The sequence below is a fragment of the Acinetobacter sp. YH12045 genome (assembly GCF_013419925.1).
In the GTDB taxonomy this organism is placed as follows: Bacteria; Pseudomonadota; Gammaproteobacteria; order Pseudomonadales; family Moraxellaceae; genus Acinetobacter; species Acinetobacter amyesii.
Map to the genome: position 1 here is coordinate 268,538 of NZ_VOZE01000005.1, position 23,490 is coordinate 292,027.

The following is a 23,490-nucleotide window of genomic DNA, read 5'->3' on the forward strand; positions in this document are numbered from 1 at the left end:
GCGGGTTAAATCAAGACTAAATTAGGAATTATTCATCTTCTGCAGAGGGCGCGAAGTCTTCACTGACCTTAAGAATCAAAAAGAGCGCCGAAGCGCTCTTTTCTTTCAACCTTAATCCGCAGCTGATTTAGCATTGGATTTTTTCTTTTTCGGTTTAGATTTTTTCTTCACTTTATCTTTAGCCTTCGCTTCAGATTTGCTTGCAGATTTTTTAGCAGGCTTTTTACCGAATGAACTGGGCTTAGATTTTGACTTTTTGCGTCGTATGGGCTGTTCTCCATCTTCAGCAACGTTGGTTTTACGTTCTGAAAAGACTTCTTCTTTGGCTGTAGGTTTTGCAACACGAGGGGCACGTGCGCGAATAGCGCGACCTGCATGGCTCAATTGTTGAATCAATTCAAAGTCAATTTTGCGCTCTTCTAGGTTTACACCAGCGACTTTAATTTTCACTTCATCGCCTAGACTGAAAACTTGACCGCGAGATTGACCAATTAAGCTCTGACTTGGTTGGTCATAGACAAAGAAGTCATCACCCAATTGGCTGACGTGGATCATGCCATCAACATATAAGTCTTTGAGCGTTACAAACAGGCCAAATTCAGCAGTTGCACTGATGGTGCCGACAAACTCTTCACCCAAATGCTGCTGCATGTAATGGCACTTCAACCATGTAGTGACAGAACGTGAAGCTTCATCTGCACGGCGTTCGGTCGCAGAGAAGTGTTCACCTGCATCATCCAGCGAAGCACCAGAAATTGGGTAAGGCTTTTTCTTCAATTGTGCTTTGATGGCACGGTGAAGTAACAAGTCTGGATAACGACGGATTGGAGATGTGAAATGCGTATACGCTTCATAAGCCAAGCCAAAGTGACCTGCATTGTTCGCGCCATAATAAGCTTGCATCATTGAGCGGAGTAAAACGGCATGAATGCTTGGAGCATCAATACGGTCTTTGGTGGCATCAATCACGGCTTGATAGTCAGCTTGAGTCGGCTGTTCAGGGAATGGTAGCCCCAATAACTTCACAAAATCACGAACCTTTTGAATGCGTGAAAACTCAGGTGGCTCATGCACACGGTACAGCATTGGAATTTCATTTTTTAATGCATATTCTGCCGCTGCGACGTTTGCCAGCAACATACATTCTTCAATCAGTTTGTGTGCATCATTACGGCTACGCGGTAGGATTTCGTTAATACCGCCTAGCTCATCAAAGGTCATATAAGTTTCAACGGTTTCAAATTCCATCGCGTGGCGTTCAGCACGTAAGCCTTTCAACACTTGATACAATTGGAATAAGGTATTGACCGATTTACGTACATCACGGTCTTCAGGAATGGCTTGACTATTACCTTCAAAATATTCGGCCACTTGAGTATAGGTCAAACGAGCTTTTGAATGCATTATACCCGGATAGAACTCAAACTTAGTGACACGACCCGCGCGAGATAAGTTTAAATCACAGACCATACATAAACGGTCTACGTGTGGGTTCAAAGAACATAAACCATTCGACAGCGCTTCAGGCAACATCGGCAATACAAAATGAGGGAAGTACACCGATGTACCGCGCTCTTGAGCTTCGTCATCGAGCGGTTTACCCGGACGTACATAATGGCTGACATCGGCAATTGCTACCACAACGCGATAACCACCACCCGGACGTTTTTCCGCATACACGGCATCATCGAAGTCACGGGCATCTTCACCATCAATGGTGACAAGTGCTAAATCACGTAAATCGACACGACCTTCACGGTCTTGTTCTGACGGTTCTTTAAAGCTGTCGGCTTCTTGTTGTACTGCTTCAGGGAATTCGTAAGGTAAACCAAATTCTAAAATGGTTTGCGGAATAATAATTTCAGTGTCTGCTTTATCAGCCATCGACTGAACAATATGACCTGTCGCAAATTCTTCTTTGGTTGGGTAGCTGTCAATCGCAATACGCACAGAGTCGCCGAGTTTGACTTTGGCATGCTCGATTAATTCTTTTTCTAAAGTAATCGGTTGGTGTGCATTGGGATTTGCCGGTTGAATAAAATATTCACCTTCATATTCAGACACTTTACCAATAATTTCTTTGACACGATGCTGTAGAACTTCAGTAATAAAGCCCCATGCCTTGCCTTTACGGTCTACCGATGTTTGGCGGACTTTAACACGGTCACCATTAAACACCTGACGCAACTCACGTTCAGGAAGTAAAAGGTCATCTTCACCGCTAATATTGGCTGTGCCTAAACCTTTTGAGTTGATATAAACCGTTGCTTCATGAGTCGGTTGCTCAGCTGCAAGCTGGAACTTAAATCCATCTTTCATCAACTGACCATCTCGAACCATCGCAATCAGACGATGACTCAGTGCATCAATACTTTTTTGATCGGCAATTTCAAAATGTTCTACAAGATCGGCATGCGACATTGCAGTTTTCAGTTGTTCAATCGTCTCTTGAATTAGAGTACGGCTTGGAATTGGATTGTCATAACGTTCGGCTTCAGCTTTTGCTTCAGGGTCGACCCAGTTTTTCATATGTATTTGGCTTCAAATCAGAAGATTAGGATTAGCATAAGTCATGCAAGCAGATACTGCACGCAATTGATTGCAATAAAGTGTTTTATGCCGATATTTTATAATGATTAAAGCTGAAAAGTAGGGGACAGCAGCGCGTGCTGAACTAATTTTGCACTAATTTTTTGAAAATCGTTTAAAAAATATCTAATTGAGTAAAAAAATGAAAAAAATATAACGACTGTGCTTGCAGTCGTATCATGATCTTTGTATTATGGCGGCACGTTACGGTGAGATGGGTGAGTGGCTGAAACCACATCCCTGCTAAGGATGCATACGGGCAACTGTATCGAGGGTTCGAATCCCTCTCTCACCGCCACGATTTACTTATGTCGCGCTCATAGCTCAGCTGGATAGAGCACTTGGCTACGAACTAAGGGGTCGGGAGTTCGAATCTCTCTGAGCGCACCAATAAGTAAATCTGAAAACGTAGTCTTTTAAGACGACACAAGTTACGCGCTCATAGCTCAGCTGGATAGAGCACTTGGCTACGAACTAAGGGGTCGGGAGTTCGAATCTCTCTGAGCGCACCAACTTGAACAAATTACCGCACATGTTGCGGTTTTTTTGTGCCTGTGATTTATCGTTTTGATGCAGCCTGTCTTTTGTCTTTTGTCTTTTGTCTTTTGTCTTTTGTCTTTTGTCTTTTGTCTTTTGTCTTTTGTCTTTTGTCTTTTGTCTTTTGTCTTTTGCTTGGATTGTATAAAGCGTTCTATTTCATAAAACTACCCATCAGTAAATTTCAATTTTGCTTATCTTCTATAGATAACCCTTTTTTCAGATATTCATAGTGATGCAATTTTTTTAAATCTAAGTTTAAAAAAGAATTGAGTGAGTTAAAGCAGTGATTCAATGATGGCAATATATTTGTTATCTATTTTGAGCATTTATACGTGAGTATTGCTAACTTTAAATTCCAAACTTGTGATGCAAAAGCCCTTTAAAAGTAAATCTAGCTGATTTTTAGCGTGTTTAAAGGGTAATTGTTTATTTGCTGTGCGTTTGGTTAAATTTATATGAAAAAGCTCTTAACAAAAAATAAAAATCACGTATAATGAGCCTCATCAAGACGTCGCGCTCATAGCTCAGCTGGATAGAGCACTTGGCTACGAACTAAGGGGTCGGGAGTTCGAATCTCTCTGAGCGCACCAACTTGATCAAGATTGAAAAAACCGCACATGTTGCGGTTTTTTTGTGTCTGAAATATAGCTAAAAACAATAAATTCAGCTCATCACTCGAGGTTCTAACTTAACTTCTGTTTAACTTTGAGTGCAAAGACCGTATTTCCGCCTAAAGCCGGCAACATGTCGTGATACGGCATATTGCGCATAGCACGAAGTAAAAACGGTGCTTTGTCATCAATCTTCACCGCACTGGTCAATTGTAATAACGACCCTTGTTGTAAGGTGTGAATATGCATTGCACCTCGGACAAACTTTAAGTCTCCACCGGTTGCGGTATATTGATTTTGCAGTAAGTCGGGATAGTTAAAACGCATCTTAAAATCAAAGGGAATATTGATCACACCTAAACCCACCGAAATTTTATAGTCGGCATCCATCAGGTGTGGATTAATTTTCTGTACTTGCATATGTTTGACTTGTCTTGGAAATAAGTGCTTGAACGAAGACACATTAATCCAACGCTGTAAGCTCGAAGGCTCTTGTGCATAATATTGAAAACTGGTGCTAAAGCGCATCAATTCATAATTTTGCCCAAAGGGAACGCGCTGCGCTGTCAAAATAAAGGACACAGGTTCTTTCGAGCTTTGACTTAATTGGGTGACTTTGTCGAGTTGAGAGGCATTTAATTTGAGTTCAGGCAATTGATTTGCAGCGAGAGTTTCACTACTAAAGGCTTTAAATCGGCGCTGTAATGATTCGAGTAAAAAACCATTGGTTCCCGCAGGAATCCCTAATTTAGCATCGGGTAAGGCATTTAATATTTTGCTAAACAAAAAACCTTTGGGCTGATTTAAATCGCCCCATTGGGTCACACTAATCAAGGTGTGTTGTGCGTCAATCTCAAACCACTCAATTTTTCCTGCGCCAAAGGGCACCGGTGCTTGTAGAACCAAACTATTAATGCTGTTGTGATCAATTTGGTGCTGCATCACCATGGTTTCTTTAAAGTTTAAAACCGGAATAGGTGTCGGGATGTGGATGCGATATTCAACTTGGCTGGTTGAACCTTGCTGCTGCAAAACCTCAGCAGATTTTAGTGTGGGAAATAAGCCAGCATAGTTTGGATAATTACTGAGTAATCTGGACACATTTTTGCTGTTGGTTGGGACAACCACGGCGGCACTTTGAAATTTACCAACGACTTTTTGACCTGCTTTCATCGTGGGCAGACTAATCTGCTGTGAGGGATGTGCAAAAATCACGATGTGATCACCGGCAAGATTTGCCAAGGCTTTGGCATTGCCATTAAACAAGTCCAAACTACTAGGGATCTGGGGTTGCCATTGAACGAATTTGGCCCAACTGGTCGATATGCTCAGTCTACTCAGAAACACTAGCATCATGATTATTTTTGTTATCTGCATGTCACATCCTGCGTATGCAATCTTTTATTTGTTGCTGTTTTTAACGTATTTCTAGGTGGAAGGGAAGTAGTGATGTGTTACAACCGACCATTAAAAAGCATGAAGCAAGTTTGAATTGTGGTGTAGTATTTAGCGCAATTCATTTTTAAATATTCATACGCTTATGTCTGAGAATCTACCTGCATTATCGCTGCGCTATTTTTTAAATCTAGAAGAATCACAGGATGGTTTTGCACTAGCAACTTTTGGCAAAAAGCAATTTACGCGTTTTTTAACGCCAGCGATTAGCCTTGGGATTATCATCTGGGGTTTTTACTTGGGTGTAGATGGCGTCGGTGCATACTATGTTGGGCTGGGTGCTTTCTTTTTACTTCTTCAAGGCATCATGCGTTATTGGTTTTTACCGATGATGTTTAAACGCCAGTTTGTAAAATACCAATTGGGCAAAAGTGAACAAGGTATTGATTTATTTCAAGACTATGCAGAAATTCATGCCAATGGTCGTAAGAATGTCTTCCATTATGCTGAAGTGGCAAATTTTGCTGAAGGCAAATTGACCTATATGCTTGAACTGAAAAATAAAACCGTGATTATTGTGCCGAAAAGTGCATTTAAAGATATTGCGGACCAAGCGATTTTTACCAATACTTTTCAGCACTAAGACAATCTATTCATAACAAAAGAGGGAGTAGTATGCAGTCACGTCCATCTAAAATTGTTTGCGTCGGTCGTAGTTATGCAGATCATGCCAAAGAATTAGGCAATGCAATTCCTGACCGTCCTGTACTTTTTATGAAGCCGCCAAGTGCATTAACCGCATTAGACCAAGGCATCTCATGGAATCCTGTATGGGGCAGTTGTCACTATGAATGCGAATTAAGTTTACGTATTGATCGTCCTTTATCGACTGAAACTGATCCTCTCAAAGCCTTAGAAGCAGTTGGAGCTGTGACTTTGGGTCTTGATCTGACCTTGCGTGATCTACAAGATGACTTAAAGAAAAAAGGTCAGCCGTGGGAACGTGCCAAAGCTTATGATGGTTCTTGCATCCTTGCGGATTGGGTTGATGTCCAAGAAGTGGTTCAAGATTGGAAAGATGTGCATTATACCTTGTATGTCAATGATGAACTTCGTCAGAACGGTGATACTGCATTGCTGATTTTTGATGTGGGTACATTACTGGCCGATATTAGCCAAGTGTTTAGTCTTGAAGCGGGTGATGTGGTCATGACGGGTACGCCTGCAGGTGTCGCGGCACTACAGTCAGGTGAGCAGTTGAAAATGACCCTAAAAGGCAAAAATCAGGACTATGTCTGGACAACCTTTGTCAAATAAACTGTGAACGAAATACAAAAAAAGCTGCTTAATGCAGCCTTTTTTTGATTGATTTATTCAGTGCTACTTGATGGCGGTGGCTCATTGGGTTGTAAAGGACCAGTGTCTTTCCATGTTTCATAGGTGTCGGCCATATGCTGTGAGTCGGTGTCTCCCAATGCACCTGCTTTGGCATACCATTGTCGCGCTTTTTCACCATCTCGAATATAATAATGATAATAATGTGCCATTTTCATCGCCGCGTCAGCATCTTGCCCTTGTTCTGCGGCATAGCTTAAATATTCAGCTGCTTTGTCGGGTGTTAACGAAGGATGTTCAGAAAAATAATGTTGATTTCCCAAGACTTTGATCGCTTCGACATTCTTTTGTTTGGCTGCTTTTTTATACCAAATTTGCGCTTGATGCTTATCTTGAATTAAGCCTTTTCCAGTGTCGTACATCCAACCAACGGTATATTCAGCAGCAGGATCATGAGTCTTTTTTGCAAGGTCTAGCACCCAGTGTGCAAGGAAAATATTGCCATCTTGCTGCATCTTTCGAATCACTTGATCTGCATGCGGGTTGCCTTGATAAGCTTGGGTCATCAACCATGCGAATGCGTCCGTAGTGCCTTGATCCGCAGCAGCTTTGTACCAATGTACACTTTGTTCGATATTTTGTTCTGTGCCCGTTCCACTGAGGTATAAATCACCCACTTTCATTTGCGCAGTCGCATCAGCACTTTGAGCTATTTTGAGTGCAGATTTAAATTCACGCTGTTCTTTGGAACTACAAGCCGTTAAAAATACGGCAGATAAACACAGCGCTAAAATGGTTTTTTTATTCATTCGAAATGGAGTCTTTATCATTCTTCGTAGATTTTTTGATCTTAACGGATTGTTGAATCACTTTATAGAGACACTTATAGCTAAATTTAAACACATTTAGGGCTTTAAAACGGATTTCCTAAACTGATCTGGGGTGCAAAGCATCCATTTTTTAAACATATTTATAAACGCTGAGGCATTGGCATAGCCAAGTTCTAAGGCAATATTTTCGACGGTTTGGCCTGCGTTGAGCATGGACATGGCTTTCATGACTTTGAGACGTTGTCGCCATTCATGCAGGGACATCCCAAGTTCTTTTTGACAATAACGCGCCAGAGTACGTTCCGTCATATTTATCCGCTTTGCCAATTGCTCAAGCGCGCTCTGATCCGCAGGATGTTGATGTAAATAATCAAGCAGTTGTTTGAGGGCAGGGTGTTCCGAATGCGGTAAATAGCTACTGACCAATTTGGCTTGATGCAGTTGATCTAAGATCACATGGAGTAAGCGTTGATATTCGGCCGTATTTTCCATGAGATCGGCTTGTTGATGCAACAGACGCAAATGGCTGAATATCGCTGTAACTAAAGGTGAGCTGAGTAAAATCCCCGGTTGTTTCGGTAAGTGAGTACATAGCGATTCATGTACATATAAGGTTCCATGTGAAACCGCTGTACGATTTAAACCACTATGTTCTAAATGTGGGGGAAGCCAGATGCCATAAGGCGGTGGGGTAATATAGTCAATCTGATTGATGTTCACTTCCATTACGCCATTAAAGGCATAGACAAACTCACCCCAAGCATGCCCATGGACGGGATAAACAGACAGTGCAGGATCGTCACGAAAACTGATCCACAGCGCTGCTTGAATTTCATCGTTGGTGGGAAGTTGTTGCAACTGCGTATGATCTGCACGAGCTTTATAACCCATAAGAAATTTTGCCTGAATAAGAAGATCACTTGTCTATTTTGAAGTATATATTTTATTTCTGACAGTTCTATAGTGTTGCTTGTCCTATTGTCGAGTAAATAGTGTGGAACAGCGTAAGACGCTAGATGCAAAAGCTTCTGGCCTGATGATTATTTTGTGCATGATTTTAGGGATTCAGCAGGTCATTTTGAAATTGGCCGCGGTTGATATTGCGCCGATCATGCAAATTGCCATTCGATCGGGTTTGGCTGCGCTGTTGGTCTTTCCACTGATTCGTCTCAAGCCGGGAACACATTTATATACACGCGAATACTTGCTGCCGGGTATTTGGTTGGCGTTTTTATTTTCAGCTGAATTTATTTTAGTGGCAGAATCCCTGCGCTATACCTCTGCATCACATACCGTTGTCTTGCTCTATACCGCACCGATATTCGTGGCACTAGGTTTACATTGGAAGTTGCCTGAAGAAAAGCTTACAGCGATCCAATGGGTCGGTATTTTTATTGCCTTTTCAGGAATAGTACTGTCGTTTATGGGACGTGAAAGTAGTACTACAGTCAACACTCAAGCCCTGTTGGGTGATGCGATGGCATTACTTGCTGGGGTGATGTGGGCCTTGACCACCATTTCATTAAGACTCACCAAACTCTCTGATGCACCTCCGACTCAGACCTTGTTTTATCAGTTGGTTGGTGGTTGTGTATTTTTATTACCCGTGGCGTGGCTGACAGGACAAATGACTGTACATTGGACGGTGTTGTCCATCAGCAGTATGATTTTTCATGTGCTCATTATTTCATTTTTTAGCCTGATGCTTTGGTTTTGGCTGTTAAGTAAATATCTGGCCAATGGTCTGGGCGTTTTTTCATTCCTTACCCCAATCTTTGGACTGGTCTTTGGCGTATTGATCTTAAACGAAACGATTGAACTGAATTTTATCTTGGGGACGGCCTTAGTAATGGTCGGAGTGATGACGGTAACCTTGCATCGGTGGTTGTCTAAATTGATGGGACGTCAGCGCACAGCGACCTAAGATCATGTATAAATAAAAAAGGAGAGCTACGGCTCTCCTTTTTTTATTTACGCTTATTTTTCTTCAAAAATAGTCGCAAGTGGAATCGAGAGTTTGGCCGCGAGATAATCATCCGATTCGACCAGTTGCGGCCCAATTTTTTCCATCCAAACATCATCTGGATCGACGCGACCTAAATCTTGCCGTTTAGGGAGCGGATAGGGCAGCTTACTGTAAAAACTCCAAAAGTCCACTTGGGTTAAATTACGAACTAAAACATAATGATCATCATCTGTACGTTTAATCAGGTGTTGCTCTTCAAACAATAAAATATAGCTTGGCAGGCGGCCGATTTCATCACGCCCTAAAACCTCAAGCGCTTCTTTTTCTGTCACGCTCTGACCGAGTTTTTGCTTTTTATAAAATAATTCAAGCAAATCCATCAACATAATAACAGGATGACGTTTTTGGTCGTTGCCCGAATTGAAAGCGGTCAGTGCATAACTAATTTCTACCCCAATCAGCACGATATTCCATGAAAGGAATATCCAAAGCAGGAAAATTGGCACTGCAGCAAAAGCACCGTAAACGATTTGATAACTGGTGAAATTTGACATGACAAAACCAAAGAGGTTTTTGAGTAATTCAAATACCACGGCACTAAAGACACCCGCGATCAGCGCCGCCTTAATCGGCACACTGCGGTTGGGAATCGTCCAATACAGAATGAAAAAACCTAAAATGGTCAATGAAAAAGACAAGATCCACAGCAGAAAAGCCCCATCTAGTTCATAGCCGGCAAAATTATTGCTGAGGACATTCATAGAGGCCACAGTGGATGACACAACAAATGCACTACCCAGTAAGATTGGGCCTAATGAAATAATGGTCCAATAGCGCATAAAGCCAATAATGCCACCACGTGTCTCACGCACCCGCCAAATTCGGTTAAATACCGTCTCAATACTGGTCAGCATCATGACTGTGGTAATGAATAAAAACAGCACACCTATCACGGTCAAGTTACTGGATTTATCGGTGAAGGCATTTAGCGCTTTATCGAAAGCAATCGTCGTTTTCGGTAGGAAATTACTATAAATCAATTGTTGAAGCTGTTGACGAGCAGGTTCTAAAGCTTTAATTGAGGAGATGATGACCAAGAATACGGTCAACATGGGTACCACTGCAAACAAGGTGGTATAGGTTAATGATCCTGCTTGTTCACGGCAGCGATCGGCTTCAAAACGTCGAATGACAAATAAAACAAACTGAAACCATTTCTTGTCGTAAAAGGGAAGTTTTTTTAAAAATGCTTCGATCATTCGTTCAAGTCTCGAGTTATTTTAGTCATGTTTATGCAATTTTCATCACTTAGCTTAACCAAAAAATAGGAAAAATACCGTATAGTTTTCTTTTTTCATTGAATTTATAAAAATGACGCAAGCTTATGTACTGGTGCTGTATTACAGCAAATATGGTTCAACACGTGAGATGGCACATTTAATTGCCAATGGAATTGAAGCGTCTGGAATGGCAGTAAAAATACGAACCGTTCCAAATTTATCTACTGTGGTGACTGACGTGCAGCCCAGTATTCCTGCCGAAGGCGATATTTACTGTAGCTTAGATGACTTAGCGCATTGCTCAGGTTTAGCCCTTGGTTCGCCAACACGTTTTGGTAATATGGCGTCGGAAATGAAATATTTCTGGGATCAAACCACAGCGCTTTGGCTCAATGGCGCATTACATGGCAAACCTGCCTGTGTGTTTACCAGTTCAGGTTCAATGCATGGGGGACAGGAAAGTACTTTGCTGACCATGCTGCCACCTTTGTTTCATCACGGAATGATGGTTATGGGTTTAAGTAATGCCCATCCTGCATTATCGAATACCAAAACGGGTGGTACACCTTATGGTGCAAGCCATGTCAGTGGTCCACGCCATGATCAGTCATTGAGTCAAGATGAGCGTAACTTGTGTGAAGAGCTGGGTAAACGCCTAGGCGAAGTCGTCAAAAAGTTGATTTGATACTTACTTGCTCTAGGAAGTTGCGCTAACTTTGTAGCGAACGGGCAAGAAAAGGCTTAAATATTGCACTTTTCTTGCTTTATTTACGTGTGACGTCTTTTTATTTATGACGTTGTATACCACCCAAAATATAAAAATAAATCTGTCGAACCATTCCTGAAATATTAAAAATAAATGTTATCAACAATATATTGAAAGTTTTTAAATACAGCCTGCTCAGTGATGGTTTCGAGTCGAATATAGCTGTCTCTTTGGGCGCGTTATTTTTATTTTTTGATTACATGATTTGTATTTAAATTTCTTCTTTGGGGTATGTGATGTCTATTATTAATTTTCGAATGATTTTCTTGTGTTCCGTATTGGCTGCATCTTCCTTGTGTACGGCAATGCCAGTTTTATACAGTATGGATTTCCCGCAAGAGAACAAAGACGAAGAAAAAGAATTTTTGGCGAAAAAAGATCAAGTTAAAGTGGACTCAAAATCTTTAACTGATGTTTCAAAATAATTGATTCGCCATGGTTTTCGAATAGCATTTCAATAGACTAGAAATACATATTAGAAAAACAATAACCTATAAAAAAAGAGCGCTGATGCGCTCTTTTTTAATTTCGAAATTAGTCTTGATCCGAAGTCTTTGCAGCGTCTTCAGGCTGTTGCTCAATTTCAAAGCGCTGTTTGCAATCTAAACATTGGTAGTCGAGAAAAATATTTTGATCGACGATCACGCCGGCTTTTTTACCAAAACGGTGTCCGAGAAAACCGCCTGTAATGCCGACGCTAATTGCACCAACAAAAGTCCCGATGGTTCCGCCCATAATCACGCCAAGTGGGCCAGCAGTCACGCCACCAATCGCAGCACCAATAGATGCGCCAGATGCCGCACCACCGACAGTCCCTGCAGCAGTTCCTGCACCACTGAGTAAGACCCCACCAATTTTTTGTAAGTTTTGTTCATGGTTACGCTTTTCAATATGGGTTGATCCACATTTTGGACATTTAACTGTCGTTTCCATGTTTTGCTCTTCTGTATTCATAACTTTCCATAGCCTTAAAAAATAAAGTGGCCGAATTTATGGTGCAGCATAATGTAATTTGACAGATGAGTAGTTGACCCATTCGATCAAATGCAACGATTTTCCTGAATTTTATCGAGTTTTGCACACCGATGTTTTGTCTGCTTGTAACTAAGGCGTTAAAAAGTGCGCTTTATGTCACCTTAATCGCAAATTTTTAGTAAAAAAAAAGAACACATGATGTGTTCTTTTTTCTTTTGAACGCAAACTAGTCACGAACAAATTCAACTGTACCATTCGCCAGTGATTTCACACGTGCCAATGATTCAACGCGATAGCCTTTTTCAAGCAAAATATCACGACCAGGTTGGAATGATTTTTCAATCACGATACCGATACCCAATACTTCAGCACTTGCTTGATGAATAAGATCTGCAAGACCTAAAGCCGCTTGACCATTGGCCAAAAAGTCATCAATCACTAAAACTTTATCTTCAGCATTGATGTGCTTTTTAGAAATTGCGATCGTGCTTTCAGTTTGTTTGGTAAAAGAAAACACTTTTGAGCGATACAAATCATCTTTTAACGTCAAAGATTGATATTTACGTGCAAAAATCACAGGAACACCAAGTTCAAGACCAGCCATTACTGCAGGTGCAATACCTGATGCTTCAATCGTAATGATTTTTGTGATGCCAGCATCTTTAAAAAGACGGGCAAATTCTTGACCAATTTGCTGCATCATCACAGGGTCAATTTGGTGGTTCAGGAAAGAATCGACTTTCAGAACTTCTTCAGAGAGAACGATACCTTCAGCTAAGATTTTCTGTTCCAGAGCGTGCACGGGAGAATCCTCGAGGGGGCAGGTGCTTTTTAAAGCAAAAGCGTATTTTAAAAAGCACCATGAAAAATGCAAGCGAAATTGATCAAATCAATTAATTTGTTGCACCTTTATAGCCCGTTAACAATAAACCGTAAGAGGTTTTATTGTCTTGGTGGGAAACTTTGACAGGTAGATAATCTAGTTTTGGTGCTAACCAGAAAGTCGTTTGACGGCCTGGTTTGTCATGACGCATCACGACTTTAACGGTGTCAAAAGTTCCATAAGTGGTTTTCACTTTTTCAGTGCCTTGTTTCAAGAACTTACGAGCTTCAACCTCTTTGGCATCGGCAATGTAGTAATTCGATTTCAAACCACCATTTTTTAAATCTTCACGAATTTGCAATTCAGCATTGAGTTCATCTAACACACCTGATTTCCACGCAAATGAACGCGCTTTATCATCTTTTTTGGTATTAATGGTTTTTGCGCCAGCATTAAAATTAATATTCATGGTGTTGTTGTGCACCAAAATTTTGCTGCTGCGGCTAAAGCTGTTCGAGTGAATTTGGCTGCCATTTAAACTAAAACGACTGGTTTCAGTTGCAGAGGCCATCGCACCAGCTTTTGCTGCGAAAACATAGGTCCAGTTATTCCCAGATTGTTTTAGGGTACGTGTTGCAGAACCCAAATTTTTGCCATTGTAGTTAAATTGGTAGTTGGCTTGGAATGGACTCATGGCAAATGACTGACTTGAGAAACCAGTCAAAAGCAGTGTAGTCGATACCCCAGCAACAAGACCTAAATTTTTCAAAACTGAATGTGCCATAAGTATGGTTTTCCTATTCAATAGAAGTGCGGTGGACTAAACCACCTGATATGTTTATTATGCGGCTGGATTGTGGAGAATCACGTCACAAATCCGTGCCTAATGTATATGTTGTGTAGCGTTTTATAGGCTCAAGATATCTAAGTACAGGATAAGTCTAGCTTTCCTTTTGCTTAATTGGCGTGACTTCATCGTCTTTTAAATTTGAATCATCCCAGTCTTCAATCCGTTCTTGCGACATCTTGGTGAACAATGCGGTTAAATTAACATTACCAATCACCACCAATTCGGCCTCACGTAAAACAGCATGGTTGACATGGACTTTGCCCAATGTGTCGATAATCGATCGACTTTTACCGAGCCAGCGATTCAGGTCTAAATACAGTAAATCATCTTTAACTTTGATCACATTGAGCTTTTCCAAAATCATACCCAATGGATCTTGGTTGAGTACTTTTTGATAGAACCATAACGCCATGCGCACGCCCATCTTATACAGAACATTTGGATACTTCGCTTCAATCACTTGTGTATCACTAATTTGTTCAAATACGATCAATTGGGTTTGTTTGTTGAGTTCCATCTGTACCAGTTTTAAATCAACAGAGAGTGTTATGATCAGCCCGTTATAATCCAATGTGGCATACAGTCGAAGCCAGTCATCATGCAGGTCAGCATGCAAGTCTTTGAGCATTTTCACATTATCGGTCACAAAGCGCTGAAATGTCGCATTTAAAAACACTTGAGACATTGGGAATTCACGCTCATCTTCAATAAATCCTTCAGCTTTTTGGTACACTTGGCGTATACGTTTAGCGATATTGGAAACTAGCGTTTGCATAAGAAGTGCATCCTGACAAATTATGTTTTTTAACGATGTTTATCTTGTCGATTTCTATAAAAACACAAGGTTTTGATCTTGCAGTTTAGCAAAATAAATTGCACCATTTTCATGATTTTAATTGTGCATTATCTATGTGTTGATGGATTTCTCGTTTTCATCAAAAAATGAATACGAGTTTTATTTTATACTGTTTTAAGCAGTTTGGGGAATGCGGCAAATTGTCGGTTTAATGTGATGCTGAAAAAAATAACGTTCATGCCCTTGATGAAAGAGTGGTGGAAAGATCCCATATTTGCAACTGCATTGGCGTTTGCTGCTGTGTTGCATTTGGCTTTTTTAACCATGCAATTTTCCATGCCCCAAGAGGCGGATTATAACACCAAAGAAATTGCAGTTTCTTTACGTTCTACGACGGAAAAAATTGAACATGCAGACTTTTTAGCACAAGCCGATCAGCAGGGCTCTGGGACATTCCGTGAGTCACATCGTATGTCGAGTGACATGCCTGCACCGATGATCGAACAAAAAGCCGGGGAGCAAAAAAGCGAAGCTTTAGAACAACTGCAACAAAAGAAAGAGCTGAGCTTTGAAGACAAAGTGTTGATGACAACCTTGAGTTGGCAAAAACAAGCGGAAGAAAACAGTCGCAAAAAAGCCGTTGAGGAGTTGAATAGTCAGTTTCAGGCCAAGGCTGCGATGGTGGCGAGTATCGAAGCTCAATATTTACAACGCCAGCAAAACTTTAGCCGTCAGCAAAAAATTAAAACCATTGATGGTATTCAAGCCAAGCAAGATGTTTCTGCTGCTTACATGGAAAAGTTTCGCGAAAAAGTCGAGTTTTACGGTAACCGTTATTATCCTGAAGCAGCAAAACAGCAGCAGCTACGCGGTGAAGTACGCTTAATGGTTATTTTGAACAGTAATGGCGGGATTCGTGCCATTCGTTTGATCGAAAGTTCAGGTTCAAACTTATTGGACGAAGCTGCAAAAACCTCTGTACGTAAGGCGGCACCTTTTGGTTTGTTTGATGCCAAAATGAAAGACATCTCAGAACTTCGTATTGTGCGTACTTGGCGCTTCGATCCTGCAGAAGCAGAGTTTGAGGTGCGTTAAAATTCAGTCGCGATAGCGTCGCAAAACTTCGCAGATTTCGACGCTAAAATTCGTATACCATTGGTTTTTTCCCAATTGCTGCGCCACTAGATGTTGTGCATCTTGTTGCCAAGCTCGAATGTCTTCTAATGTATTCCAGTAGGAAAGGGCGATTTCATGCTCATCCTCTGTCAGCGCTTCAAAATGTTGACAGTTAAAGTGTGTCAAGGCTTTGTCTCTAAGCTGCTGTGCAGTCGAAAAATACAGCTCATCAAGCGTACGAATGCGTGCTTTAAAAATCACGACATATTGCATATCTTTCCTTCCTTGTTTTTTATGACGATAAAAAAAGCGAGCCGGAGCTCGCTTTTTTAGTTCTTAATCTCTTTCCAGATAAGGGTTATCAAACCCCAATTTGGCTAAAATCTCGATCTCCAAAGCTTCCATTTCTTCAGCATCTTCATCAGAGGTTTCATGGTCATAGCCCATCAGGTGCAACGTACCGTGTACCAGCATATGCGTAAAGTGGGTCAGGGGGGCTTTGCTTTGTTCTTGTGATTCTCGAAGAACTACAGGAATACAAATCACCAAGTCGCCAATCGGAAATGAGTCTAAAACTGCCGCCATTTCATCTGGGAGATCGCTCGGAAAAGACAGCACATTGGTAGGTTTGTCTTTGCCACGATATTCCAAGTTCAATTTGTGGCTTTCATCATTGTCCACACATGCAATACCGATCTCACAATCACTTTGTGTATCGATATGATGTAAAGCCGTTTCCACGACTTTTTTGATATGCGCACGTTTCACCACCAATTCAGGTGACTGAAAATTTTGCTGCAAGGAGAGATTAAGTTTCAAAATGAATCCTTAAATGTTTTCGTCTTGATGCTGCCCATCAGCTTTAGCATCATTGTCCGCCACCAAGGCTTCCTGACGTGCTTTACGTTCCGCACGTTGTTCAGCTGTGAGGCGATGTTGTTCGCTGTCCCATCCCTCATAGGCTTCAACAATTTTTTGAACCAATTGATGACGTACCACGTCACGAGAGTGGAAGCGAGTAATATGAATTTCTTTAATTTTTTCAATCACACGTAAGGCATGTGCCAAACCAGATTGTTGACCACGAGGTAAATCGACCTGTGTAATGTCGCCCGTGATCACCGCTCGAGAACCAAAGCCTAAACGGGTGAGGAACATTTTCATCTGTTCAGGGGTAGTGTTCTGTGCTTCATCTAAAATCACAAAAGAATGATTTAAGGTACGACCACGCATGTAGGCGAGTGGTGCAACTTCAATCACTTGACGTTCAATCAGTTTTGCGACTTTTTCAAAACCCAGCATTTCATACAAAGCGTCGTAGAGAGGACGTAAGTAAGGGTCAATTTTTTGGCTCAAATCACCGGGTAAAAAACCCAGTTTTTCACCTGCTTCAACCGCAGGGCGAACCAATAAAATACGCTGAATTTCATTACGTTCTAGCATATCTACAGCAGCGGCGACCGCGAGATAAGTTTTACCTGTACCCGCTGGGCCGATACCAAATGAAATATCGCTTTGTAAAATACGCTGTACATAGCGTTTTTGATTGGCACCACGTGGATTGATCCGACCTTTACGGGTTTGTAGATAAACATTGTCTAAACCGGTATGCTCATTTTCAGAAAAATCTTCCTGAATTTCGCGGTCAGTCTGACTGCCTTGAATCATCATGTGTAAAATGTCCGCACTAATCTGTAGATTGGTTTCGGACTCTTCATAAAGACGGTGAAGGAGACTTTCGGCTCTCTCTACCGCATCGATTTCCCCATCAATAAAAAAAGCATCTGCACGATGAGAAATTTTGACATCTAAACGTTGTTCAATTTGTTTGAGATGACCGTTATAGGCACCGAGCATGCTTTGTAAACGGTCAAGTGGAATACCAGCAAAAGTTACAGTACGTCGAATCGCTGCAGTCAAGAGAATTCCTTTAAATTGGTCTGACGATTAAGCTTACATTACGCCACGTCAGGCTCAAGATTCAAGAGTTCACCGTAAACAAACTTCAAAGTTTTAATATCTGTCACTTCAATCTCTGCAAAACGCCCAACCCATGCAGGATCACCGATAAAGCTAACCAAACGTGTATTGTCTGCAGTACCAATCAGCAAGTTCGGATCTTTGTCTGAAACAGACTCAATCAAGACACGTTGAATGGTCCCAAGCATTGCATCAGTTTTATCGATACTGGATTGTTTAATCCATTGTTGAACTTTTGCAAGACGTTCTTTTTTCACATCTTCAGGGGTTGTGTCTTCAAGTTCTGAGGCAGGAGTACCCGGACGTTTTGAGTAGATGAAACTGTATGAATGATCGAAGTCCATATCTTGGATAAATTGATAAGTTTCTTCGAAGTTTTCGTCAGTCTCACCCGGGAAGCCAATAATAAAGTCGCTAGATAAATGCATATCAGGGCGAACTTGACGTAATTTAGCAATTTTATCGATATATACATCAATCGTGTGGTTACGTTTCATGGCTTGTAGAACGTCATTCGAACCACTTTGAACCGGTAGATGCAAGTGAGAAACCATTTGCGGTAAGTCACGGTAGCATTGAATCAAGTCATCGTTAAATTCAAGCGGGTGCGATGTGGTGTAACGAATACGACCAATCCCTGGAATCTCAGCAACTAAACGTAATAAGTCTGCAAAGGTACAGATTTCCCCTTCAAAAGTTTCACCACGGTAGCCATTCACGTTTTGGCCGAGTAATGAAATTTCACGTACGCCTTTTTCAGCTAAAGTGGCAATTTCAGCCAATACATCATCCAGTGGACGTGATACTTCTTCTCCACGTGTGTAAGGAACCACACAGAAAGAACAGTATTTTGAGCAGCCTTCCATAATCGAGACAAAGGCTTTAAACCCTTCTACACGCGGTTCAGGTAAAAAGTCGAATTTTTCAATGTCAGGGAATGAAATATCCACCAACTGAATTTTTTCTTTTTTTGGTTTGACCACTTGCTCAGTATGTTGATCCAGCATTTGCGGTAAACGGTGTAAGGTTTGTGGACCAAACACCATATCTACATACGGTGCGCGTTTTTGAATGTTGTCACCTTCCTGAGAGGCAACACAGCCACCAACACCAATCACCAAGTCAGGATTTTTTTCTTTCAGCTTGCGCCAGCGGCCTAACTCAGAAAATACTTTTTCTTGTGCTTTTTCACGGATAGAGCAGGTATTCATCAGGAGAATATCCGCTTCTTTTGGATCGGTTGTCAGCACATAGCCGTGAGAATCACCTAAAAGGTCGCCCATACGTTGACTGTCATACTCATTCATCTGACACCCTTGCGTTTCGATGTACAGTTTTTTCACTGTTCCATCTTGAGCTGGGGTGTGCTGTGGCTGGGTAACAGTGTTATCTGGGGCAGCTTGGGCACTATTGGGGATGAAGGTTTGAACCGTCATGTAGGCTCCTAAAGGAATTTTATGAAAATCAATAACCATACGTGGCTGACAGACAATTCAATCAATTGAATTGTGCAGCTGCGGAGGTCAAAAAGGGGATTTTAAGAATGGGCAATATTTTAGCAGTAATTTACTAGAAACTTACAGCCTAAAATGACAACTCTGCCATATTGATTTATGAAGCAAAAATGTTTGAAAATTAATATTGGCTAATCATAAGGTTACATAACAGAACACAATGCAGAGTTTAGAATTATTAAACTAATTCCTAAACAAAGTTCGATGTGCTGTAACTGAGCAGAATGACATGAAAGAAGGCAAGTGGATGTTAAAACATAATTTTAAACAGAAAAATTACGCTAAATTACTTGCTTTGAGTGTCGGGCTCTCCGGAATTTCTGCGTTTTCCCAAGCCGCAGATGAGCAGTTTAACGATGCTTTACGTGCTGCGAATGCAGGCAATATTAGTTTATTACAACAATATCAATCATCCATGCAAAATGACGTTTTGGGCTATTATCCAGAATATTGGTTACTGAATAACAATTTGGCTTCACAACCTGCAAGTGCCATTATTAATTTTGCACAGCGCTATCCAAACTCGGCAATGGCAGAAAAATTAGCCGCAGATTATGTTGAAGAAAAAGTCAAACAAGCTGATTTCGCTACAGCACAGCCTGTCTTGCAATATGTGACTAATGCTGACCGTGCTGAAACATGTGCTATGGCTCAAGTCCGCGCAAAGTCGGGCGACCCTCTGGTTTACGCAGAATTTAAAGATGTATGGTTGACCACAAACTCACAACCTGACTCGTGTACGGGCTTGGGCCGTATGATGCTGTCGAGTCCTTTAATGACTCAAGATGACCGCCATCAACGGATGTGGGGACAGTTAAGAGCGGGTCAGTCAGGACAAGCGATTGCGACTGCGCAAACCATTGGCGTAAATATTAATTTGTCACAACTCAACACCATTCAAGCCAATCCACTGAATTATTTATGGTCTGCACCCAAGGCCACAGCTGAAGATCATGCATACCTGATTTATGCGATGGGTCGATTGGCCGATAGCGACTTAAATGGCGCGATTTCTTCGGTGAAACGTGCAGCAGAAGGCACACCAGCCGATGTACAAAAAGCCCTATACCGTAGTGTCGGGTATATCGGTGGTACAACGGTAATGAAAAATAATTTCAACCGTGAAGTTCTAAATTATCTTGATTTGAGTTATGGACTGCCTTTTAGTGCAGAAGAAGCCGAGATTTATGCGCGACAAGCCATTCGTTTTGGCGCATGGGAAAGTGTCATTCGTGCAATTGATGCGATGAGCGTTTCGCAAAAGCAGGAAGACCGTTGGCAATATTGGTTAGCACGTGCCTCTGAACAACGTGGAGATGCCTCATCTAAACGTGCGGCTAAAGAAATTTATCGCAAGCTTGCCGTTGGCGATGATTACCATAATTTGTTAGCACGTGACAAAATTGGTCAGTCTTATAACAATATTCCGTCAAATGTGCAGCCTTCGTCACAAGATGCGCAGCGTCTCAGTCAGGATATTCACTTCCGTCGTGCCTTTGCATTGCGCAATATTAATGCATCTGACAGCTATATTAACCGTGAATGGAACTGGGCAGTGCGTCAAGCCTACTTAAAGCATGATGATGGCATGATTCTTGCCGCAGCTAAACGTGCAACCGATATGGGGTGGTATGATCGGGCGATTTATGCAGCAGATCGAACCACTAAACAGCACAATTATGCTTTACGTTATGCTATGCCGCATCAAAATTATGTGGTGAGTCATAGTCGTAATGCAGGTATTGACCCTGCATGGGCTTATGGCTTGATGCGTCAAGAAAGTCGGTTTGTTACTAGCGCACGTTCACATGTCGGTGCCGGTGGTTTAATGCAAATTATGCCAGACACTGCAAAATTGGTGGCTCGTCAGATGGGGGAGAGTTATAACCCCGCTGCATTAACGGATATGAATACCAATATCCGTTATGGCACTTTCTATTTATCGATGATTCAACGTCAATTGAGTAATAGTCCAGTATTAGCGACTGCAGGCTACAATGCGGGTCCAAATCGTGCTCGACGCTGGCAGCCTGAATATCAAGCGATTGCAGCGGATCAATATACCGAATCGATTCCATTAACGGAAACGCGAGACTATGTAAAACATGTGATGACCAATGCAACCCATTACGGCCTTTTATTGGGTCAGGGACCGCAATCGATTGAAAAACGAATGCAAATGATTCCATTACGGAATGCGCAATAAGCATTAAAGCAATGCGCCTGTTTTAAGGCGCAATATGGGTAAATAATGAATGCCGAATTGAACATTAGACCTGTTTATCGAATACTGACATCACTGCTCATCGGCAGTGGTGCAGGCTTTGGTGTGTCTGTGCTTTCGGCAGCACCCGTGGTTAATGGCTATGTGATGGATGTGCAAATGGTGCCAGCTGTTTGCGCCTATGACCCTTTAAAAAGTAAAAAACGTAAATGTCTGGAAGGGTATTCACTCAATATCACGGGACTATATCCAGAAACTTCTACCCGTGATTGCACCACCAATAGTTCAGCTAAACTTTCTCCGTTGCAAGCCAAAGTGGTTGCACGGATTATGCCTGATGAAAATGCTCGCGTGGCGCTTTGGCACACTACCGGCGGCTGTATCCCAATGAATGCTAGTCAGTATTTCAGAACCATTATTAATCATGCAGATAAGCTAAAAATTCCAGATGAATTGACTAGCCAAGAAACCCAATCCATTCAAGCCAATGTCTTGCGTAATAAAATGTTGCGTATGAACAGCGGATTGGTATCCCAAAGTATTGAATTTAACTGTATGCAAACCCGTGGTGGCAGCCTACTGACAGAGATTAAAATTTGCTATAAAAACAATGGTCAGTATAAAAGTTGCCCTACGACTATTGTCGGAAATTGTCCTGCAACTTTCATAATTAAAGGTTCTTTCTAAGCTTTTTTCGGCATTTTATTTATATTTCCTATCATACTTTTGTTGAAAAGCATTCTCTTTTACATGCAAGCGTCAAAAGATTGGAGTACAATCTTTGCCGTTTATGATTATTAAGATTAGATAGAACAGCTATTTAATCATTATGACCTTCCTCAATTGGAGATAATTACATGAAGCAAGCAGTTCGTGTTGCCGTTACTGGCGCAGCTGGTCAAATCGGTTATAGCTTATTATTCCGTATCGCAAGCGGTGAAATGTTGGGTAAAGACCAACCAGTTATCCTTCAATTATTAGAAATTCCAGTTGAGAAAGCTCAACAAGCGCTTAAAGGCGTAATGATGGAACTTGATGACTGCGCATTCCCTCTTTTAGAAGGTATGATCGGTACTGATGATCCTAAAGTTGCATTCAAAGATGCTGACTACGCTCTTCTTGTAGGTTCACGTCCACGTGGTCCTGGTATGGAACGTGCTGACCTTCTTAAAGTAAACGGTGAAATCTTCATCGGTCAAGGCCAAGCCCTTAACGAAGTTGCTAGCCGTGACGTTAAAGTTCTTGTTGTAGGTAACCCTGCAAACACTAACGCTTACATCGCAATGAAATCTGCTCCAGATCTTCCAGCGAAAAACTTCACAGCAATGTTACGTCTTGACCACAACCGTGCGTTAACTCAACTTGCTCAAAAAGCGGGTGTTGCAGTTTCTGACATCGAAAACATGACAGTTTGGGGTAACCACTCTCCAACAATGTATGCTGACTACCGTTTTGCAAATGTAAACGGCGAAAGCTTAAAAGACAAAATCAACGATGCTGCTTGGAACAAAGACGTATTCCTTCCAACTGTTGGTAAACGTGGTGCTGCGATCATCGAAGCGCGTGGTCTTTCTTCTGCTGCTTCTGCTGCAAACGCTGCAATCGACCATATGCGCGATTGGGCTCTTGGCACAAACGGCAAATGGGTAACTATGGGTATTCCTTCTGACGGTTCTTATGGTATTCCTGAAGGCGTAATGTTCGGTTTCCCTGTAACTTGTGAAAATGGCGAATACAAAATCGTTCAAGGTCTTGAAATCGACGAATTCAGCCGTGAACGTATCAACGTCACTCTAAACGAGCTTGAAGAAGAACGTGCAGCAGTTGCTGACATGGTTAAATAATTTAATTTTTTAAATTAAATTATAAAAAAAAGCACTCCATTTGGGGTGCTTTTTTA

At 41.6% G+C, this 23,490-nt stretch carries 22 protein-coding genes and 4 tRNA genes; 13 read left to right on the forward strand and 13 right to left on the reverse strand.

Annotated features, from left to right (window positions below; genetic code table 11):
- Nucleotides 1-111: 111 nt before the first annotated feature.
- Nucleotides 112-2,529, reverse strand: coding sequence for a ribonuclease R (gene rnr, locus FTU02_RS09385; RefSeq protein ID WP_180156840.1), 2,418 nt, complete (start codon nucleotides 2,527-2,529; stop codon nucleotides 112-114).
- 268 nt (nucleotides 2,530-2,797) lie between these two features.
- Between rnr and FTU02_RS09390 the strand changes: the two genes are divergently transcribed.
- From FTU02_RS09390 to FTU02_RS09405, 4 genes are all read left to right on the forward strand, one after another.
- Nucleotides 2,798-2,887: transfer RNA gene (locus tag FTU02_RS09390), tRNA-Ser, on the forward strand.
- A gap of 15 nt (nucleotides 2,888-2,902) precedes the next feature.
- Nucleotides 2,903-2,979 (forward strand) — tRNA-Arg (locus tag FTU02_RS09395).
- Between the two features lie 45 nt (nucleotides 2,980-3,024).
- Nucleotides 3,025-3,101, forward strand: a tRNA-Arg gene (locus tag FTU02_RS09400).
- A 541-nt stretch (nucleotides 3,102-3,642) separates the two neighbouring features.
- A tRNA-Arg gene (locus FTU02_RS09405) sits at nucleotides 3,643-3,719 on the forward strand.
- A gap of 93 nt (nucleotides 3,720-3,812) precedes the next feature.
- Here FTU02_RS09405 and FTU02_RS09410 read toward each other — a convergent pair.
- Nucleotides 3,813-5,096 (reverse strand): SRPBCC family protein, encoded by a 1,284-nt coding sequence (locus FTU02_RS09410; RefSeq protein WP_257232772.1) that lies wholly within the window; start codon nucleotides 5,094-5,096, stop codon nucleotides 3,813-3,815.
- A gap of 184 nt (nucleotides 5,097-5,280) precedes the next feature.
- Between FTU02_RS09410 and FTU02_RS09415 the strand changes: the two genes are divergently transcribed.
- Both FTU02_RS09415 and FTU02_RS09420 read left to right on the forward strand, forming a co-directional pair.
- Nucleotides 5,281-5,778, forward strand: coding sequence for a YcxB family protein (locus tag FTU02_RS09415; protein ID WP_180084621.1), 498 nt, complete (start codon nucleotides 5,281-5,283; stop codon nucleotides 5,776-5,778).
- 32 nt (nucleotides 5,779-5,810) lie between these two features.
- Entirely contained in the window at nucleotides 5,811-6,452 is a 642-nt protein-coding gene (locus FTU02_RS09420) for a fumarylacetoacetate hydrolase family protein (protein WP_180156845.1), read from the forward strand.
- Between the two features lie 53 nt (nucleotides 6,453-6,505).
- Here the strand turns inward: FTU02_RS09420 and FTU02_RS09425 are convergent, their stop codons facing one another.
- Entirely contained in the window at nucleotides 6,506-7,279 is a 774-nt protein-coding gene (locus tag FTU02_RS09425) for a tetratricopeptide repeat protein (RefSeq protein ID WP_180156847.1), read from the reverse strand.
- Between the two features lie 96 nt (nucleotides 7,280-7,375).
- Nucleotides 7,376-8,191: a helix-turn-helix domain-containing protein gene (locus FTU02_RS09430; protein ID WP_180156849.1), complete on the reverse strand. Its 816-nt coding sequence runs from the start codon at nucleotides 8,189-8,191 to the stop codon at nucleotides 7,376-7,378.
- Between the two features lie 103 nt (nucleotides 8,192-8,294).
- Between FTU02_RS09430 and FTU02_RS09435 the strand changes: the two genes are divergently transcribed.
- Nucleotides 8,295-9,224 (forward strand): DMT family transporter, encoded by a 930-nt coding sequence (locus FTU02_RS09435; RefSeq protein WP_180156852.1) that lies wholly within the window; start codon nucleotides 8,295-8,297, stop codon nucleotides 9,222-9,224.
- Nucleotides 9,225-9,277: 53 nt separating this feature from the next.
- Here the strand turns inward: FTU02_RS09435 and FTU02_RS09440 are convergent, their stop codons facing one another.
- The gene (locus tag FTU02_RS09440) at nucleotides 9,278-10,525 is read right to left on the reverse strand and encodes a YihY family inner membrane protein (RefSeq protein ID WP_180131864.1); all 1,248 of its coding nucleotides are present in this window, start codon (nucleotides 10,523-10,525) and stop codon (nucleotides 9,278-9,280) included.
- Nucleotides 10,526-10,637: 112 nt separating this feature from the next.
- Between FTU02_RS09440 and wrbA the strand changes: the two genes are divergently transcribed.
- The gene (gene wrbA, locus FTU02_RS09445; protein ID WP_180010538.1) at nucleotides 10,638-11,231 is read left to right on the forward strand and encodes an NAD(P)H:quinone oxidoreductase; all 594 of its coding nucleotides are present in this window, start codon (nucleotides 10,638-10,640) and stop codon (nucleotides 11,229-11,231) included.
- Nucleotides 11,232-11,548: 317 nt separating this feature from the next.
- Nucleotides 11,549-11,737 (forward strand): hypothetical protein, encoded by a 189-nt coding sequence (locus FTU02_RS09450; RefSeq protein ID WP_180131872.1) that lies wholly within the window; start codon nucleotides 11,549-11,551, stop codon nucleotides 11,735-11,737.
- Between the two features lie 109 nt (nucleotides 11,738-11,846).
- On the opposite strand, the gene FTU02_RS09455 is transcribed toward FTU02_RS09450, so the two are convergent.
- The 4 genes from FTU02_RS09455 to FTU02_RS09470 all read right to left on the reverse strand — a co-directional run bounded on the left by FTU02_RS09455 (nucleotide 11,847) and on the right by FTU02_RS09470 (nucleotide 14,735).
- Complete coding sequence (locus FTU02_RS09455) at nucleotides 11,847-12,245, reverse strand: hypothetical protein (protein ID WP_180093188.1); 399 nt, start codon at nucleotides 12,243-12,245, stop codon at nucleotides 11,847-11,849.
- 268 nt (nucleotides 12,246-12,513) lie between these two features.
- A complete protein-coding gene (locus tag FTU02_RS09460) occupies nucleotides 12,514-13,089 on the reverse strand; it encodes a xanthine phosphoribosyltransferase (protein WP_078189246.1) in 576 nt (191 codons plus the stop codon).
- Nucleotides 13,090-13,180: 91 nt separating this feature from the next.
- Nucleotides 13,181-13,894 carry a DUF3108 domain-containing protein gene (locus tag FTU02_RS09465; protein ID WP_180131875.1) on the reverse strand — a complete coding sequence of 238 codons (714 nt, stop codon included), beginning with the start codon at nucleotides 13,892-13,894 and terminating at the stop codon, nucleotides 13,181-13,183.
- A 157-nt stretch (nucleotides 13,895-14,051) separates the two neighbouring features.
- Nucleotides 14,052-14,735 carry a hypothetical protein gene (locus FTU02_RS09470; RefSeq protein ID WP_078192433.1) on the reverse strand — a complete coding sequence of 228 codons (684 nt, stop codon included), beginning with the start codon at nucleotides 14,733-14,735 and terminating at the stop codon, nucleotides 14,052-14,054.
- Between the two features lie 258 nt (nucleotides 14,736-14,993).
- On the opposite strand from FTU02_RS09470, the gene FTU02_RS09475 reads away from it, so the two are divergent.
- On the forward strand, nucleotides 14,994-15,851 hold the full coding sequence (locus FTU02_RS09475; protein ID WP_213066202.1) for an energy transducer TonB: 858 nt from the start codon (nucleotides 14,994-14,996) through the stop codon (nucleotides 15,849-15,851).
- Nucleotides 15,852-15,854: 3 nt separating this feature from the next.
- Here the strand turns inward: FTU02_RS09475 and FTU02_RS09480 are convergent, their stop codons facing one another.
- The 4 genes from FTU02_RS09480 to miaB all read right to left on the reverse strand — a co-directional run bounded on the left by FTU02_RS09480 (nucleotide 15,855) and on the right by miaB (nucleotide 19,288).
- Nucleotides 15,855-16,145, reverse strand: a complete 291-nt coding sequence (locus FTU02_RS09480; protein WP_180131878.1) for an antibiotic biosynthesis monooxygenase — start codon at nucleotides 16,143-16,145, stop codon at nucleotides 15,855-15,857.
- Nucleotides 16,146-16,208: 63 nt separating this feature from the next.
- Entirely contained in the window at nucleotides 16,209-16,691 is a 483-nt protein-coding gene (gene ybeY / locus FTU02_RS09485; RefSeq protein WP_180131881.1) for an rRNA maturation RNase YbeY, read from the reverse strand.
- Nucleotides 16,692-16,700: 9 nt separating this feature from the next.
- Nucleotides 16,701-17,792 (reverse strand): PhoH family protein, encoded by a 1,092-nt coding sequence (locus FTU02_RS09490; RefSeq protein WP_180103026.1) that lies wholly within the window; start codon nucleotides 17,790-17,792, stop codon nucleotides 16,701-16,703.
- Between the two features lie 38 nt (nucleotides 17,793-17,830).
- Nucleotides 17,831-19,288: a tRNA (N6-isopentenyl adenosine(37)-C2)-methylthiotransferase MiaB gene (gene miaB, locus FTU02_RS09495; protein WP_180106954.1), complete on the reverse strand. Its 1,458-nt coding sequence runs from the start codon at nucleotides 19,286-19,288 to the stop codon at nucleotides 17,831-17,833.
- Between the two features lie 307 nt (nucleotides 19,289-19,595).
- On the opposite strand from miaB, the gene FTU02_RS09500 reads away from it, so the two are divergent.
- The 3 genes from FTU02_RS09500 to FTU02_RS09510 all read left to right on the forward strand — a co-directional run bounded on the left by FTU02_RS09500 (nucleotide 19,596) and on the right by FTU02_RS09510 (nucleotide 23,434).
- Nucleotides 19,596-21,572 (forward strand): lytic transglycosylase domain-containing protein, encoded by a 1,977-nt coding sequence (locus FTU02_RS09500; protein ID WP_180106956.1) that lies wholly within the window; start codon nucleotides 19,596-19,598, stop codon nucleotides 21,570-21,572.
- Between the two features lie 45 nt (nucleotides 21,573-21,617).
- Nucleotides 21,618-22,277, forward strand: a complete 660-nt coding sequence (locus tag FTU02_RS09505) for a ribonuclease I (protein WP_111885947.1) — start codon at nucleotides 21,618-21,620, stop codon at nucleotides 22,275-22,277.
- Between the two features lie 170 nt (nucleotides 22,278-22,447).
- Nucleotides 22,448-23,434, forward strand: coding sequence for a malate dehydrogenase (locus tag FTU02_RS09510; protein ID WP_078192426.1), 987 nt, complete (start codon nucleotides 22,448-22,450; stop codon nucleotides 23,432-23,434).
- Nucleotides 23,435-23,490 lie beyond the last annotated feature (56 nt).

Coding starts and splice junctions, on each gene's coding strand:
- rnr (WP_180156840.1), bottom strand. CDS start 2,529: ATGAAAAACTGGGTCGACCCTGAAGCAAAAGCTGAAGCCGAACGTTAT.
- miaB (WP_180106954.1), bottom strand. CDS start 19,288: ATGACGGTTCAAACCTTCATCCCCAATAGTGCCCAAGCTGCCCCAGAT.
- FTU02_RS09430 (WP_180156849.1), bottom strand. CDS start 8,191: ATGGGTTATAAAGCTCGTGCAGATCATACGCAGTTGCAACAACTTCCC.
- wrbA (WP_180010538.1), top strand. CDS start 10,638: ATGACGCAAGCTTATGTACTGGTGCTGTATTACAGCAAATATGGTTCA.
- FTU02_RS09480 (WP_180131878.1), bottom strand. CDS start 16,145: ATGCAATATGTCGTGATTTTTAAAGCACGCATTCGTACGCTTGATGAG.
- FTU02_RS09500 (WP_180106956.1), top strand. CDS start 19,596: ATGAAAGAAGGCAAGTGGATGTTAAAACATAATTTTAAACAGAAAAAT.
- FTU02_RS09470 (WP_078192433.1), bottom strand. CDS start 14,735: ATGCAAACGCTAGTTTCCAATATCGCTAAACGTATACGCCAAGTGTAC.
- FTU02_RS09410 (WP_257232772.1), bottom strand. CDS start 5,096: ATGATGCTAGTGTTTCTGAGTAGACTGAGCATATCGACCAGTTGGGCC.
- FTU02_RS09455 (WP_180093188.1), bottom strand. CDS start 12,245: ATGGAAACGACAGTTAAATGTCCAAAATGTGGATCAACCCATATTGAA.
- FTU02_RS09505 (WP_111885947.1), top strand. CDS start 21,618: ATGAATGCCGAATTGAACATTAGACCTGTTTATCGAATACTGACATCA.
- FTU02_RS09420 (WP_180156845.1), top strand. CDS start 5,811: ATGCAGTCACGTCCATCTAAAATTGTTTGCGTCGGTCGTAGTTATGCA.
- FTU02_RS09425 (WP_180156847.1), bottom strand. CDS start 7,279: ATGAATAAAAAAACCATTTTAGCGCTGTGTTTATCTGCCGTATTTTTA.
- FTU02_RS09510 (WP_078192426.1), top strand. CDS start 22,448: ATGAAGCAAGCAGTTCGTGTTGCCGTTACTGGCGCAGCTGGTCAAATC.
- FTU02_RS09415 (WP_180084621.1), top strand. CDS start 5,281: ATGTCTGAGAATCTACCTGCATTATCGCTGCGCTATTTTTTAAATCTA.
- FTU02_RS09475 (WP_213066202.1), top strand. CDS start 14,994: ATGCCCTTGATGAAAGAGTGGTGGAAAGATCCCATATTTGCAACTGCA.
- FTU02_RS09440 (WP_180131864.1), bottom strand. CDS start 10,525: ATGATCGAAGCATTTTTAAAAAAACTTCCCTTTTACGACAAGAAATGG.
- FTU02_RS09450 (WP_180131872.1), top strand. CDS start 11,549: ATGTCTATTATTAATTTTCGAATGATTTTCTTGTGTTCCGTATTGGCT.
- FTU02_RS09465 (WP_180131875.1), bottom strand. CDS start 13,894: ATGGCACATTCAGTTTTGAAAAATTTAGGTCTTGTTGCTGGGGTATCG.